10 protein-coding genes are annotated in these 16,441 nt (G+C 48.1%); 4 read left to right on the plus strand and 6 right to left on the minus strand.

What is annotated here, in order from left to right:
* Positions 1-160: 160 nt before the first annotated feature.
* Complete coding sequence (locus KE626_RS16320) at positions 161-550, minus strand: DoxX family protein (RefSeq protein WP_211973989.1); 390 nt, start codon at positions 548-550, stop codon at positions 161-163.
* Between the two features lie 136 nt (positions 551-686).
* On the opposite strand from KE626_RS16320, the gene KE626_RS16325 reads away from it, so the two are divergent.
* Positions 687-1,091 (plus strand): winged helix-turn-helix transcriptional regulator, encoded by a 405-nt coding sequence (locus tag KE626_RS16325; RefSeq protein ID WP_211973990.1) that lies wholly within the window; start codon positions 687-689, stop codon positions 1,089-1,091.
* Positions 1,092-1,097: 6 nt separating this feature from the next.
* On the opposite strand, the gene KE626_RS16330 is transcribed toward KE626_RS16325, so the two are convergent.
* Positions 1,098-2,018, minus strand: a complete 921-nt coding sequence (locus KE626_RS16330) for an NAD(P)-dependent oxidoreductase (RefSeq protein ID WP_283093159.1) — start codon at positions 2,016-2,018, stop codon at positions 1,098-1,100.
* Positions 2,019-2,151: 133 nt separating this feature from the next.
* Between KE626_RS16330 and KE626_RS16335 the strand changes: the two genes are divergently transcribed.
* The 3 genes from KE626_RS16335 (at position 2,152) to KE626_RS16345 (ending at position 11,414) form a co-directional block, all read left to right on the plus strand.
* Entirely contained in the window at positions 2,152-7,905 is a 5,754-nt protein-coding gene (locus KE626_RS16335) for an alpha-2-macroglobulin family protein (RefSeq protein ID WP_211973992.1), read from the plus strand.
* An 86-nt stretch (positions 7,906-7,991) separates the two neighbouring features.
* Positions 7,992-8,456, plus strand: coding sequence for an Mpo1 family 2-hydroxy fatty acid dioxygenase (locus KE626_RS16340; RefSeq protein WP_211973993.1), 465 nt, complete (start codon positions 7,992-7,994; stop codon positions 8,454-8,456).
* A 93-nt stretch (positions 8,457-8,549) separates the two neighbouring features.
* Entirely contained in the window at positions 8,550-11,414 is a 2,865-nt protein-coding gene (locus tag KE626_RS16345) for a TonB-dependent receptor (RefSeq protein ID WP_211973994.1), read from the plus strand.
* A gap of 113 nt (positions 11,415-11,527) precedes the next feature.
* Here the strand turns inward: KE626_RS16345 and KE626_RS16350 are convergent, their stop codons facing one another.
* The 4 genes from KE626_RS16350 to KE626_RS16365 form a co-directional block, all read right to left on the minus strand.
* Positions 11,528-13,105 carry a DHA2 family efflux MFS transporter permease subunit gene (locus KE626_RS16350; protein WP_211973995.1) on the minus strand — a complete coding sequence of 526 codons (1,578 nt, stop codon included), beginning with the start codon at positions 13,103-13,105 and terminating at the stop codon, positions 11,528-11,530.
* 175 nt (positions 13,106-13,280) lie between these two features.
* Entirely contained in the window at positions 13,281-14,411 is a 1,131-nt protein-coding gene (locus KE626_RS16355) for an HlyD family secretion protein (protein WP_346344426.1), read from the minus strand.
* 27 nt (positions 14,412-14,438) lie between these two features.
* Positions 14,439-15,797, minus strand: a complete 1,359-nt coding sequence (locus KE626_RS16360) for a TolC family protein (RefSeq protein ID WP_211973996.1) — start codon at positions 15,795-15,797, stop codon at positions 14,439-14,441.
* Positions 15,787-16,419, minus strand: a complete 633-nt coding sequence (locus tag KE626_RS16365; protein ID WP_211973997.1) for a TetR/AcrR family transcriptional regulator — start codon at positions 16,417-16,419, stop codon at positions 15,787-15,789. Before KE626_RS16365 ends, KE626_RS16360 begins: the two co-directional genes overlap by 11 nt.
* Positions 16,420-16,441 lie beyond the last annotated feature (22 nt).

Consider the following 16,441-nt stretch of genomic DNA (forward strand, 5'->3'; position numbering starts at 1 on the left):
TAAAAATAAAATCCTGTAAATCATCATAATCACAGTTAATCCTGGGCAAAAGTACCAAAGGAACACGGGTAACTGGTCTCCCGTAACGAATTTGCGCGATCTGCGTTTATATCCGTTACCGGAAACCGGTTATCCGTTACTGCTATCCCTGCGTGGAAAGTCAGGCTTTCCTGTTATCTATGCTGTAGGGGCCCGGGCCAAAATAAGCCAGCAACAGGGCGCCACCCAGAATAGCGATGTTTTTCATGAACATAGCCATCTGCATTTGTGCCTGCATCGGATCTTTTACGGTCCAGAAATTGTGCAGGGCTAGTGTTACCGGGATCAGGAAAATAACGATCAGCCAGGCGCCATATTTCACTTTATATCCCAGCAGTATACTGAGAGCACCCAACACCGCAATAACGCCCGCTAACGGCACCAAAACGCCGGCCATAGGCACACCGGCGGCAGCCGCATAATCAGTACCGGCGCCCATAGCATGATTAAGGCCGGACATCAGGAAAATCAGGGCAAATAAAATCCTGCCCAGCAGCGGAAGAGCTTTCATAATTAATAGATTTAAGTAATACAACAAACCTAGCGCTATTTGGTTTGCGATAAAACAGGGTTACTAAAAGGATAGTGGTATCCTTCACTATAGCAGGGCATTACGTATCTTTATACCTGAAAGAAAAAATGATCGTATGCGAAAAGAGAACTCGTCCAATGCCATCAACGAACGGCAGCTGCGCGGCGACTGCGGAACAGCCTATACCCTGCAGTTGATCGGCGGCCGCTGGAAGCCCAGCATATTGTGGCGGTTACTGGATGGTAAATTACGTTACAACGAGCTGAAGAAGTCGATCAGCGGTATTTCAGAAAGGGTGCTTGTACTGCAGTTAAGGGAACTGGAAAATGACAACCTGGTAAAACGCATCGTATACCCGGAAGTTCCACCGCGGGTGGAATATGAGCTCACTCCCCTCGGATGGAGTATGGAAAGCATGCTGCAGCATATTTCCGACTGGGGTGTGATGCACCGGAAAGAAACCATGGCCCGCCAGTCCGGAAAGAAAAAAACTGCCGTAGCCATGGCTGATAAAGGTTAATATGAACTACTCAGGAACTGAATTGAGTCCCGCATCTTCCAGGGCGCCCATAGCCAGGGCCGTCCAGTCGGCGTCATGTATATCTTTTGCCAGGATGCTTGTTAACCGCGCCTGCACCAGGTTAGCCATTGGCATCGGCGTATAGGTACTACGCGCTGTTTGTAATACCAGGTCCATATCTTTTAAACCCAAAGCTGCACTAAAAGAAGGGCTTCCTGTAAACTTCCGGTCCAGTATCATAGCGCCGTAATTGCGGAACACCGGCCCCGGAAACAAGGTAGTAGTCAGCATTTCATAAGCCACACGGGGATCCATATGGCTTTTTTCCGCCAATGCAAAAGCTTCGGCCATCAGTTCAATGGCTGCGCCAATCATAAAGTTACCCATCAGCTTCAGTACATTCGCACTGCCTGCATCGACGCCCAGGTCAAAAATATTTTTCGCAAACCCGGCTTCCAGCAAAGGCTTTATTCTATCTTTGGCCGCCGCTTCTCCTGAAATAACGGCGTTGCCTACACGTGCCGCCGCCGCTTCCGGACGGGCAAACACCGGCGCCGTTACAAACTCCACCCCCTGCCGACGGTGACGCGCCGCCAACGCTCTCGACGTATCCGGCGACACCGTACTCATAGACACATGTATCCCCCCGCTACCCAATGCCTGTAACAACGCATCCGTGGAAATGGCTTCCACTGCCTTGTCATCTGCCACGAGGCTCAGCACCACACCACCTTTTACGGCAGCCGCTTCGGGGCTGTCGACCAGTTCAGCGCCCAGCAATTCCAGCGGCAACGCCTTCTCACGGGTACGGTTATATATTTTTACGGTATATCCTGCTTTTACCAGGTTTTCTGCTATGGGGTATCCAAGATGCCCGGTTCCTATAAATCCAATGGTTTCCATCTTTATATCTGTTATATTATTCAAAGCTATTGCATTGGATGGATATTTGAAAACAGAATTGTATGCCGGCGGCTATGTATAAAATCAGGCGCTACTTATCATGACCAACACTGATTCTCCCTTCTTTTACTTAATTTCCGGTCACAATACCTATATCTTGAAAAAAATTATTTTATGCGCGCTGTTAGTGTGCAGCATAGTAACCCGGGCCCAACAACCACTCTCACAAAGCACAACCCACAGTGCGCTGCATCATGTGTATAAAGTCACCGACAAGGAAGCACTGAAAATTTTCAGGCAAAATAAAAATAAGGAAGACGACTACTGGCCGGATGAAGATTATCTGCATACCCCTGCAACGACTTACCCGGTAGGCCAGCGATTCCCCGCTTCGCTGCCCCCCGGCAACTATGTAGATGTTTATGCGTATAACAATGATCTCCGTTACGCGTTTTATGCCGTGAAGAATGTGCAGATGAAACTGGTGTCTAACAATTATGACCTGGCAATACTGTTACACGACCGGAACGGCCGCCCGGTTTCAGACGCCCGGGTGATCATTAATAAGCGCAGCGTGCCATGGAACGGACATACGCAAACCTACCGTATTCCCCGTTATAAAAGAACTGGTATCGTACAGGTGTATTATCACAACGTACTGAATATTTTCGACCTCAGCCAGCCACGCCCGTATAAAACCCGCTGGTGGAAAAAAATATTCTCCCGCCACCACCAGCGCCCCTATCGCCCCGAACCGGATTTCTGGTACAGCACCGAAACCGAAAAACATTATAAAGGCTTCCTGACCTTCAGCAAGCCTATGTATAAACCCAATGATACCCTGCGACTCAAAGCCTTTATCGTAAATAATAGCGGTAAGCCGGTAAATGAACCATTGCTCCTGCGTTTGTCCAACAAGTGGGACAAGGATACCATTATCTCTACCATAAACCCCTATCGTCCCGGTGGCTACGACTTTGAAATGGTGCTCAACGATAGTCTCGACCTGGACCTGGACCAGGATTACCTCTTCACCCTGGAATCCGCCTCCGGGAACAGGTACATGCTGGCCGACAACGACAGCGACCTCGATGACCGGGAATATGCTGCCAAAAGAAAAGTGAAGATGCGCGGTACCTTTCGCTATGAAGAGTACGAGTTGAAAACAATCCGGTTTACCGCCCGCACCGACCATAAGGAACACACCCGCGGCACACCCGTTTCCCTGTACCTGAAGGCAACAGATGAAAACAACCTGCCTGTCATGGACGGGCGTGTAGTCGTTACCGTTACCCCGAACAATATCCGGCAATATCATGCACCAATGGTATTTATACCGGATGTGCTCTGGACCCGTGATATAGCATTGGAGCCAGCCGGGGAAACAAAGGTAGTACTCCCCGACAGCATTTTCCCGGCAGCATCTTTCTCCTACACGATCAATTGCCAGTTGCTGAATAGTAACAATGAAAGTCAGGAAAACAAGTGCATCCAGCAATACAGCTATAATACCGATGATATCAGTTTCCTGATGACCAGCGACAGCCTGGCAATTACGTATAACCGTTCCGGTACTTCCATTGACCAACCAGCCACGCTGTTATTGCTGAACGACAATAACGATACGGTTGCCACGAACCCCATCAGGCTACCGGCGCTCCTGCCGGTGCATCCTTTTGTAGCCACTTACCAGGTTACAGCAGCCGGCATCAGCAATACTTTCAGGATACTGAACAACAGCAGCAACATACAATGCAACGCAGTGCATACCCGCGATTCCGTATTTGCTGAAATTACCAACCCCCGGAAATTATTTTTCTGGTACAGCATTTTTGCCGGCAAAAAACTCGTAGCCCAAGGCTATGATCAGCAGCTATCCTGGAAAGCCGCCGCCATTACCCCCGCTTATTATTTTGTATCGCTGCAATATGTATGGAATGATTACGTGATACACGATCAGTTTGTGGCGCCCTATATGGAAAAACAACTGCAGGTAGGCATTAATAATCCGTTGACGGTATATCCCGGCCAAACTGCGCGTATAGGCATTACAGTGAATGACATAAACGGCCGGCCGGTACCGGATGCCGATGTAACAGCATGGGCCGCTACCACAAAATTTAGTCAGGAAACAATGCCTTCCGTTCCCTACCTGGGCAAGAAATACGCCGTGTGGAAAGCTTATGCCAGGCAACAGCTTTCCTCACCAACATTCCCTGCCATGAGCCTCGCTATGACCTGGGAAAGATGGAGAAAGGAAATGAACCTTGACAGCATTGCATATTATCATTTCCTCCATCCCGACGGCATTTACTATAACAGGGAACCGGCGAAAGATCAAATTACCCAGGTGGCGCCCTATGTTGTATCCAATGGCATTTTACAGCGGATCGCCTATTTAAAAATTGATGGCCAGCCCGTTTACTTTCATCACACAAATATGCAACCCGCCTATAGCTTCGCAGCCTTCTCCGGCTGGCACAGGCTGGAATGCAGGATCTACGGCAAAAAAATTATCGTGGACAGCGTGTACCTGGAAAAGGGAATGAAAAATTATATCAGTATTGCCGCCAACGTATCCGGTAAAAATATACAGGTCATAAAAACTTTACCAGGACTGGAAAAACAAGAGATAACTGACTGGAACAGGTACCTGATCTACTTTTATGTGAAGAACCCTGATAACTTCACCTACCTCCGGCAGGATGCCAACATACTGCGCTTTGAGAACACTTCCTATGTAGTAGCCGGCCCGCTGAAAAGCACGCTGACGGATTACATCGTAAAAGGAGGCTTTACACAACGGTTCATGGCTGAACCTGGCTATAGCTTTGATATACAGCCAGGCCTCATCAAGGAAAAAGAAGATAAAACAGGTGCCGTTTATGCTAGCTACTTTCAACCGGAATGGAATAATCCGCGCCTGTACGACCATGTGATAACGGACAGGGAAATGGACAGTTTGTGGCAGGATTACCGGGATAACCTGTTTATTAACCAGGAATTTTTTACAGAAACAGAAACACTGCCCAACGCCTCCCCGAATGGCCTTGTGATTGAACCTGATACCGCACAAAATGTAAGGGATATCCGGCAGCTGCTGTTGTACCGTTACGACGATCCTTCGTTTATCCGCATCTATCCTCCCGGTACCACCCGCTTCAGATCCCTGGAACCCGGCTATTACCGCCTGCTGGTATTGCTGAAAAAGAACAGGTATTATGTGAACGACAGTCTGAAAGTCAATGAAGGCGGCCATACTTTTTTCAGGCTGAATGCCCGTCGCATTATCTCCGGTGATTCCACCAGCATTGCATTGGAAAAAGCGATCCTGGAATGGAGAGATTATCGTTCGGCAGCTATACCGCAGCTGGTAGCGGTAGATTTCACCATGCCGTTTAACCGGCAATACCTTGACACCAGTACCTTCCGGCGCCGCATCTATGGCGTTGTGAGTGACGAAAAGGGAAAGGCACTGCCTGGAGTATCTGTTCTGTTAAAAGGCACCCGGTATGGCGCCCTTACCGATGCACAGGGCCGGTTTTCCCTGGCCACCAGCAAAAAAGGGACTATCAGCATCAGCTGTATTGGCTATGAGAGCAGGGAGCTGCCGCTGAAAGAGGAAGACTTTTTTGACATTCATCTGCCGGCGATATCTCAACATCTTGAGGAAATAGTGGTAACCGGATATGGCATACAGCATAAAAAAGCACTTGTTGGCAGCACTGCCTATAATTTTACCACCGGGCTGGCTGGCCAGGTGGCCGGGGTTAACATCCGGGGAAGAAACAATGGCTCCACTCAGCCACCACTCATCATTATCGATGGCATTCCTTATGAAGGAAACCTTAACAGTCTTGATTCAAAGCTGCTCAAGGAAATTACCGTACTGAAAGACGACGCCGCCACCGCCTTATACGGCGCAAGAGCCAGCAACGGCGTAATGCTGATCACCAGCGGGAAATCAGTGGCCCTGGCTGCTGCCACCGGCGACGAGCGGCCCGGGTCTATGAACAGTTTACGGAGCAATTTCCGGGATGATGCGTTCTGGCAACCACGGTTACGCACCAACGAAAAAGGGGAAGCTGTATTTAACGTTACCTTCCCGGATGATATCACCAACTGGAAAACCAATGTCATCGCCTTCACCGGTCAAGGGCAAACAGGTACTGCGAGCGTGCAGATCAAATCGTATAAGCCACTGAGCGCCAACCTGGCATTACCCGCATTTGCAGTGGCAGGAGATAGTATCAATATTATCGGGAAAGTGCTGAACTATGGGAAAGACAGTACCACGGTAAGCCGCAGTTTTTACAAAGACAACCAGCTGTTGCAAAACAACAGTTTCGGTGTACAAAACAGCCGTATCGATACTTTCCCTATCAACGTAACACCTGGCGACAGCGTCTCTTTCAAATATACCATCAGCGGCCGTAATAATTATTTTGATGGGGAATACCGCGCCATACCTGTGTTTGAGCAGGGTGTAAAAGAAACCAAAGGCGTATTTGCCGCATTGGGACCAGATACCAGTTTCACCTTCACGCCTGCTGCCGATACCGGTACGGTTCACCTCTATGCCAGCACCGGTATGTTACCCGTACTGCTCGACGAAATAGCCTACCTGCAACGCTACGAATACCTGTGTAATGAACAGCTGGCGTCTAAACTCACCGGCCTGTTGCTGGAGCAACAAGCCATGCAATACCTGGGGCAGCCATTTAAAAACAGTAAAAAGATAAAGGAGCTGATCCGGGAACTCGAACAAAACAAAAATAAAGATGGTGGCTGGGGCTGGTGGAATAAAACCGCATCAACTTATTGGATATCCCTGCATGTAACAAAGGCGCTGCTGATGGCAGAAAAAGCAGGTTTCACCACCAGGTTTGATAAAGCGGCGCTTACCAACTACTATGTATTCCTGTTAAATACAGCTGCTGTTACAGATAAAATTACCGTCATCGAAACCCTGCAGCTGCTGGAGGCAAAGCTGAATTACGCCGCTTATCTCGATACACTTCATGTGCCAAAGGATAACCGCTACGACCAGTTCCGGTTGTTATACCTAAAACAACGTACGGGCATGCACGTTAGCACCGATTCATTAATGGCATGGCGTCATACCACCATGATGGGCAACAGTTACTGGGGTGAGGAAAGCTATCATCTTTTCAACAACAGCGTACAACTCACGCTGCTGGCATATAAGATACTGCGGGGCCAGGGCGGTCAGGAAGCGCTGCTACGCAATATCCGCGGTTGGTTTATGGAAAACAGGCATAGTGGTAACTGGCGCAATACCTACGAATCTGCCGCTATCCTCGCCACGATTATGCCGGATGTATTAACAGCAGCAGAGCAGTTGCCGGCCACTTTAACGGTAAACGGTCAACACATCAGCAGCTTTCCCTATAGCAGTACCGTAGCTGCCGGCCAACCAGTGCGGATCAGCAAACAAGGCGGCGCCAGCGTATATTTCACAGCCTGGCAGCAGTACTGGAACACGGCCCCTCAAAAAGCCGGCAACCAGTTCAGCGTGAGCAGCCGCTTCCTGCAAAAAGATACGGCGGTTAGCCGGCTTACTGCAGGCCGCGCCGTTACCATGGAAGTAGTGGTGGATGTAAAAGCCAATGCGGAATATGTGATGGTGGAAATCCCCGTTCCCGCAGGCTGCTCCTACGACAATAAAAACACTTCCCGGGAGCACAACGAAATACACCGGGAATACTTCAAAAACAAGGTAAACATCTTCAGTAATTATCTCTCAAAAGGTAAACATACATTTACGGTATCGCTGATGCCGCGTTATACCGGCTACTATCACGTCAATCCGGCTAAAGCCGAAATAATGTATTTCCCAGTATTTTTTGGCAGAGAAGCCATAAAACAGTTAATCATCTCCGGAAAGTAAAAAATAGCTTCCCGGATCGCATCCTAAATTTTTAGTAATGCGTTATTTAACGTAATTTAATAGAGTACCCAACTACTGTATCCACGATGAGAACAATCCATCAATGGCTGGACGATTACGGCAGCAGCCACCGTAACCATACCAACAAACTGATTCACTGGATTTGTGTACCGGCGATCTTTTTCAGCATCGTTGGCTTCTTATATGCGGTGCCGCTTCCCATACCGGGATGGCATACTTACCTCATTACGCTGGCGCATGTAGCGTTGCTGTTGCTGATTATTTATTATGCGCGCCTCTCTCCTTCCCTGGCGGCGGGCATGCTGGTGATTGGTACCTTATGTCTCTGGTTATGGCGCCTGATTGCCCTGACCGGCGTTGCGATCTGGCAGGTGGCGCTGGCCATTTTTGTGCTGGCCTGGATAGGACAGTTTATAGGACATAAAATAGAGGGGGCCAAACCTTCTTTCTTTAAAGACCTGCAATTTTTGCTCATCGGGCCGGCCTGGCTATTGAGCTTCATCTATAAGAAAGCTGGTATAAAGCTATAATATACAATCACATCGTTATCAGCTGGAAATAATTAACTGGAGATTTGATCTATTCTCCGGTTTTTTTGTTTAAATTCAGTAAAGACCCTGTATATGAGACTCCAACTTCTACTTTGCTTCACCGGCATGCTGCTGTGTGCCTCTTTTTCTTTTGCACAAACAAAAAAAATCAGCGGTAAAGTAACTGATGCCAGCACACGCACTCCCCTTGAAGGTGTGACCGTACATGTTAAATCCGCTGCCAAAGGCACACAAACCAATGCCGCCGGCCTGTTTACACTGGATGCGGCAGCCACCGATGTCCTGGAATTCAGCTCTATCGGCTACGCCCCTCAGCAACAAAACATTAATGGCCGGACCCAGATCGACGTGCAGCTGGTATCGCTGATCGCCGAACTCGGCCCCATTGTATCCGTAGGTACCCGTGGCGGAGGACGGGCCAAAACAGAAACACCTGTTCCGGTAGATGTGATCAGCGTTAACCAGGCAGGACTCCCCAGCGCCAATATGGAACTAACCTCGTTGCTCAATGCCGCCGCCCCGTCTTTTAACTACAACAAACAAAGCGGCAGCGATGGCGCCGATCAGATCGACCTGGCCACCTTAAGAGGACTTGGACCCGATCAAACACTGGTATTGGTAAATGGTAAACGACGCCACCAAACAGCCTTTGTAGCCGTGTTCGGCACCAGGGGTCGGGGTAACTCGGGAACGGACCTAAATGCCATCCCCGAATCGGCTATCGACCGTGTGGAAATACTCCGTGATGGCGCATCCGCACAATATGGTTCTGATGCCATCGCCGGGGTTATTAATATCATCCTCAAAAAAGATATTAACCGCCTGAACGTCACCGCCGGCTACGCCGGTTACTACGACCGTAAATACAATAACTATTTCAGCCGTGACTTAAAACAATATGAATATGCCAATCCTATCGATGGTAACACGGCTACGGTTGGCGTTAACTACGGCCTTCCACTGGGCAAACATGGCGGCTTTATTAACTTCTCAGGCAACTTCCTCAAGCAGGGTAAAACATTCCGGCAGGTATCAGATACTGATCTCACCCATACAAACGGACTGCCCATTAATACCGGCCGGCGGGCCCATGGCGATGGCTCCGTGACCACCGGTGGCGGAATGATCAACCTGGAAGTGCCGGTAGGTAGTAGTCCTACCACCGTTTATGCTTTTGGCGGCTATAATTATAAGTCGTCTGACGCCTTCGCCTATACGAGAACATTTCATGGCTACAATCCACTCTCCAGTGGTCACCCCGATCGTTTTCCTACGAATGCTGCAGGAGATCTGATCTTTTATCCGGATATCATGGAAAGCATTCCTACTCCCGGCGGCGCTCCCGACACCATCTTCAACCCGCATATACAAACGCATATCCAGGATGTATCGCTGGCAGCCGGTGTAAAAGGCAGCACCAACAACAACTGGAAATGGGATATCAGCAATACATCGGGCAGGAATGATTTTCACTTCTATGGCGACAAAACATTTAACGCGTCGCTGGGAAGCGCTACACCCACTCACTTTAATGACGGGGGTTATTCCTTTTTCCAGAATACCACCAACCTTACTTTCTCCAAAGACATACCGCATATAGGCGCCGGCTTTAATCTCGCATTGGGTGCAGAATACCGCTATGAGCAGTACAAAATATATGCGGGCGATGAAAACTCCTGGAAAAATTATGATCCCGCATTTATCAAAGCCACCGGTGCACAGGGCTTTCCCGGCTACCGCCCTACCGATGCCGTGAAAGCTAACCGCTCCAACATCGCCGGGTTTGTAGATGCAGAATGGGACATCACCGAAAAATTCCTGCTGGGCGCAGCTATCAGGGCGGAGAATTACAACGACTTCGGGTTTACCAGCAACTACAAGCTGGCAGCCCGTTACAAAGCGGCGCCACATTTTAATATACGCGGCTCCGTTAGTACAGGTTATCGTGCCCCTTCTCTTCAGCAAATCAACTACAGCTCCCAGTTTACCAACGTACAGGGCGGCCGTATCACCGAAGTGAAAATTGCACCCAACAGCGACATCATCACAAAGGCTGCCGGTATCCCTGCATTGAAACAGGAAAAATCCGTGAATGCCAGCCTTGGATTCTCCTGGAAGCCAATATCCGATCTGACCATCACCCTGGATGGATACCTGGTGAAGGTGAAAGACAGGATTGTATTATCCGGGCAGTTTAATAAATCAGATGCCACCCTGGACCCGGTATTTCTCAAAGCCCTCAACGATCTGAAAATTGATAATGCCCAATTTTTTGCCAATGCGGTGAACACTACCAATACCGGTCTTGACCTCGTAATCGATTACCAGAAAAAATGGAACGATCAGCGTTTCCGTGCCTTGTTTACCGGTAATATCCAGCATATGAATATCGATAAAATCAATGTGCCGGATAAACTCAATGACAGCTACCTGCACCGCAATGAGTTTTTCAGTGAAAGAGAACAACATTTTGTACTGGCCTCAGCGCCTCCTACCAAACTGGGACTGAATCTTGAATACGGCATCAAAAAATTCACAGTAGGTACGCGGCTGGCTTACTATGGTAAAATTGTGTTACTGGGTTATGGCTTTGCCGGCGATCCGGCCAAAGAAGGTACCGGCTTACCCGGCGATCCCAACCTGGCTGGTACCGGTATCAGTCCGCTCGTAGCACTGGACAAAGACGGCACACTGGTGCCGGAGCAGTTTAACTATAATGGTAAAATGACAACAGACCTCTACGTCAGCTTCCGTTTCTCTTCCCATGTGAGCTGGTTCCTGGGCGCGGACAATATCTTTAATGTACATCCTGATCTGGGTTATGTGCCGGGCGCCAAACTATCGGCTTATGACGGTGAAACCGGCGGTCCCTGGGATGCAGTACAGATGGGCTTTAACGGCGTACGCCTGTTTACGAAAGTAGCGTTGAACTTCTGAAAATTATAAGGTCTGAAAAAACAAAGCCCCGATTAAGATCGGGGCTTATTTACCTAAACCTACAACTGTTACACTGTTATTGCAACAATATTTTTATGTTGAAAGCTGTTCCGTTAGTGCATAGCAGACGGATCGAGCTTCGCAGCTTTTTTAGCTTTTACCAATAGTACAAATGGTACGCAGATCAGGAACAGGATACCGAGGTACAGGAACACATCCATATAGGACAATGTAGCTGCCTGCCTGGTGATGGTGAAATCCATCAGCTTATATCCTGTGTTTAACGCCTGTTGAGGATCCATTCCCTTAGCCATGAAACTATGTTGTAAACCACTTATCCGGTTCATAACGTCGGGGTTGTTGGTATCCAGTTTGGCTACCAGGTCACTGCGATGCATCATATTACGGCGGGCCATAAAGGTGGTAATCAATGCCACCCCAAAGGAACCTCCAAGCTGACGCATCATACCTGTAAAGGCTGCGCCCTGGCCGATCTGCTGTCCTTTCAGACTGGAGAGCGATAACGTAGTGATAGGAATGAACAGTAAACCCATACCTATACCGCGTACAATCAGCATCCAGAAGAAAGCATCAGATCCTGTGTCGGCAGGTGTTATGATCTTATATCCCCAGAAACAGAAGACAAAGAACAGGAACATACCGCTGGCCACCATGTATTGCTGTGGTACGCCTTTTTCCAGCATTTTACCGATCAGCGGCATCATTACCGCTGTGGTCAGCGCCGCCGGGATCATCAGCATACCGGATTGTGTGGCGGTCCATCCCAGTGAGCCCTGTGTATAAAGCGGGATAATGAAAGTAGATCCGTATAACCCGAAGCCCATGATGAACGACAGGATGGTACCTACCCGCAGGTTCCCGTTTTTGAGTACCCGTAATTCCACTATAGGGTTCTTGTAAGTAAGCTCACGCCATACAAAAAAGAACAGGGCGAGCACACTTGTTACCGTTAAAGCAGTAATGGTACTATCATTAAACCAATCGTCTTCCTGTCCACGCTCCAGTACAAACTGCAGGCAGCCTACCATCACTGCCAGGAGCCCTATCCCGAGGAAATCAATTTCGCTGATGGAACGTTTTTCTCCATACTTCGGGCTGCGTACAAACTGCAGGGTAAGCAGGGTAGCAATTACGCCGATAGGGATGTTGATGTAAAAGATGTATGGCCAGGAGTAATTATCTGTAATAAAACCACCTAAAGGAGGTCCTAAAGTTGGACCGATGATCACCCCTAAACCATAGATGGCCTGGGCAATCCCGCGTTTTTCAGGCGGATAACTTTCTGTGATAATAGTTTGTGAGGTTACCAGCAATGCACCGCCTCCCAAACCCTGTATAAAGCGGAATATGATCAGCTCAAACATGGTAGTTGCGTTACCGCAAAGGAAGGAGGAAACGGTGAAGATAATGATAGACGCCGCAAAGTAGTTACGACGGCCGAACTGCTGGGATAACCAGCTTGTCATCGGTACAATGATTACGTTACCGATAGCATATGCCGTGATCACCCATCCTATTTCACTGAGCGTAGCACCCATGTTACCACGCATGTCATTCAACGCCACATTTACGATAGTGGTATCCACTATCTCCAGCAAGGCGCAGAATATAGCGGTGATCGTAATGATCACCCTGCGCGAGCCGTATTCTATCAATGATTCTTGTTGCATGCAGCACTTTGTATTTTGGATGAAAACAGTCTTACCCGGAGTTAATAATTAATGACGAACATGACCTTGCTGTCGTTATTAAAATCTGTTGTTGCTAATGGTTTATGCCTGTCGTTGATGATTGCATGGTTCCATTAATTATTAACTCCGGATAAGTTGTTATTCATTTGTATGATTAGTTGAGATGCACATCTACCAGTACGTTCATTCCCGGGCGTAACTGTTTTACCAACTCATCACCTGGATTATCGAACTCAATTTTTACAGGTAAACGTTGTACCACTTTGACGAAGTTACCAGAAGCGTTATCGGCAGGCAACAGGGCCATTTTGGAGCCTGTAGCTGGTGCGAAGGACGTTACTTTTCCTTCCAGGGCTTTCTCAGGGTATGCATCGATATGTACCGTTACTTTCTGACCCAGTTTCATTTTGTCGAGCTGTGTTTCCTTGAAGTTGGCTACTACCCATGGTGTATTATTCAGTACTACGCTGAATAAAGACTGACCGGCGGTAACGAACTGACCGGGTTGTACGAAGATCTTTGACAGCACACCGTCTTCCGGTGCGGTGATCACTGCGTAAGACTGGTTCAGTTTTGCATCTTCCACATCTGTCTGACGTTGTTTGATACCGGCGTTAGCCACGTTGATCTGTTTGGAGGTAGCACCACTCTGGGAAGTTACCACGCTGGTTTGGCGACCGGCAGCAGCTTTCTGTTTGGCCAGTACATCCAGCTGACGTTCAGCGGTTTGTTTGGCAGCAGAAGCCTGTTCAAATTCCTGTTGGGTGATAGAATGATCTTTGATCAGGTTAGCATAGCGATCGTAATCCTGGCTGGCTCTCCAGAGGTTTACTTTGGCAGCTTCGATCTGCGCATCGATGGTACCTACCTGTGCCTGTGCAGTGCTGATACCTGCCTGTGCAGCGGCGGTGGTGGCTTCAGCGGCGCCGAGGTTAGCCTGTGCAGCATACAGCGCATTTTCCGCCTGTTGTACCTTGATGGCCAGGTCGCGGTCATCCAGTACTACCAGGGTATCGCCTTTCTTTACAAATTGGTTATCTTTTACCCGTACTTCTTTCACATAACCGGATACACGTGGTATTACCGGGCTTACGTTTGCATCAATCTGCGCATTATCTGTTTCTTCGTGGTGCTGACCATGAATATACTTGGTGATACCAAATGCGCCACCACCCAGCACCAGCACAGCGAGTACTATAACGAAGCCTTTGCTTTTCTTTTTAGGGGCAGTTGTTTCCTGCATGTTTATATTGTTAGTAGGTTTTGTTTGAGTTTGCGTTTCCACAGCTTTGATGTTTTTGGTTTGTTGGTATTATTTGTTGTTAGATTCCAGTATACCGGCGGCCTGTAAAAGTTTGTTATAAGCAACCAGCGCATCCGCTTTTGCATACGCATAATTGAGATGCGATTGCAGGTTGGCTACATCTGCATCCAGCAGATCTGTAGTAGTAGCCAGGTTGTTATCATGCTTGTTCTTCGTAATCCGGTAGTTTTCTTCTGACTGTTCTATCGCCTTTATATAAGTATCCATTTTTTTATGGCTCAGGAGGTAGTTTTCGTAAGATTGATACACGTCCAGGTGGATGTTATCTACGATCTTTTCCTCATTGGCCTGTACTTCCGCCAGTTTCGCTTTGGCGCCGGCTACTTTCGATCCTGTTTTCCAGAGGGAAGAAAGACTGTATTTTACGCCCACACCTGCTGTTACCGCGTTGGTAATGGTGATCAGGTTTGGAATATATGCCGCAACATAACCACCGGTTACAGCGAGGGAAGGATAATAATCGGCTTTAGCGCCTTTTATACCTGCGTTAGCTGCTTTTTCGCGGAAGCTGAGGGAGGCTGCATCTTTGCGGTTCTGGTAAGCCAGCTGCTCAAATTCTGCCACGCCGCGTCCGTCTACTTTATTATCTACTTTAAAGGTGGAGCTGTCTACCTGCAGTGTGGTATTATCCGGTAAGCCCAGCATAATATCCATATTGAGATTGGCGATCTTCAGGTTGTTTTCGGCATCCATCAGGGCCAGTTGGTAGTTAGACTGCTGCAGTTCGGCTTTTAACAGGTCGTTGCGGGCAAGGAGGCCATTCTTTTCTTTATTGGAAAATTCCTTCACTCTTTCATCTGATTGCCTGATGTTTTCCTGTACCAGTGCTACTGCCGCTTTCGCCTTATAGAGGTTGCTGTAGGCAGCAATAGTGTTCTGGATTACATCTTCCCTGTCTTTATCTACATCCAGTTTTGCTGCTTCTGCCAGGTAGCGGGCAGATTCCTTGCCGCTCTGGATCAATCCGCCTGCGAAGATGGGAATAGATACATTGGCCATTCCATAAGCCGCCTGGTTTACTTTCGGGCTTTCTGATTTTCCGCTGCCGCTGTTGTCTCCCAGTTTAAGTTTCAGATCAATATTTGGTTGCGTAAGCCGGAGGTAGGAACCGGAAACGGAAACATCCGGTAACTGGCGCTCATTGGCTTCCTTCAGTGAGGCGGTAGCCTGATCTACTTTAGCATGACTCACTTTTAGTTGTTTGCTGTTTTGTATACTCAGCGATATGGCTTCATTTAACGAAAGCGGTTTTACGCCTTGTTGTGCGGATGCTGTCTGAAAGAAAAAAGTCAGCAGGGTTCCCGATGCAAGCGCATATAATCGTGTGTATATGCTTTTAGAATTCATGTGTTAGGATTGCTTTGAACAATTTTTTTAAATGTGTACTTACTCTGTTCCTGATATACGCGCCGTAATCTTCATCACTGATCACCTCCGGCGGTGCGCTTTTCTTTAGTATATGCTGAGCAGGTATTACCTGATGGATAGTCCCGAATAAAGTAGTCATCAACATTTCAACATCTACATCCTTGTGGAAAATGCCGGCTTCCTGTGCGTTGGTAACGATGGGTTGCATTAACCCCAGCATCTCTCCTTTCAGTTGCCAGATCAGGTCCCTTACCGGGCTTTGCTGACTGTTGAGCTGTTCGCGGCTCATAATGCACTGGAAATATTGTTCTCCCAGCATTTTATTGATGAACCGGTCAATCAGACTGTATATTTTATCCAGCGGCTCCAAAGTATCGTTCTCCAATAATTCATTGATGAACTTCCTTGACGCCTCCATTCTAAACCTGAAAATTGTCTCCAGTAATTTGTCCTTTGAACCAAAATAATAGGAGATCATGGCAATATTCACATCCGCCTCCTGTGCTATGTCCCTCACCGAAGTGCCATGAAAGCCCTGATCGGCAAATAGCCGCTCTGCAACCTTTAAAATTGAGAGCTGTTTTTCACTATACTCTTCCATGTTCCTTTTTTAAATTTGACAA

The sequence above is a fragment of the Chitinophaga hostae genome (assembly GCF_018224885.1).
In the GTDB taxonomy this organism is placed as follows: Bacteria; Bacteroidota; Bacteroidia; order Chitinophagales; family Chitinophagaceae; genus Chitinophaga; species Chitinophaga hostae.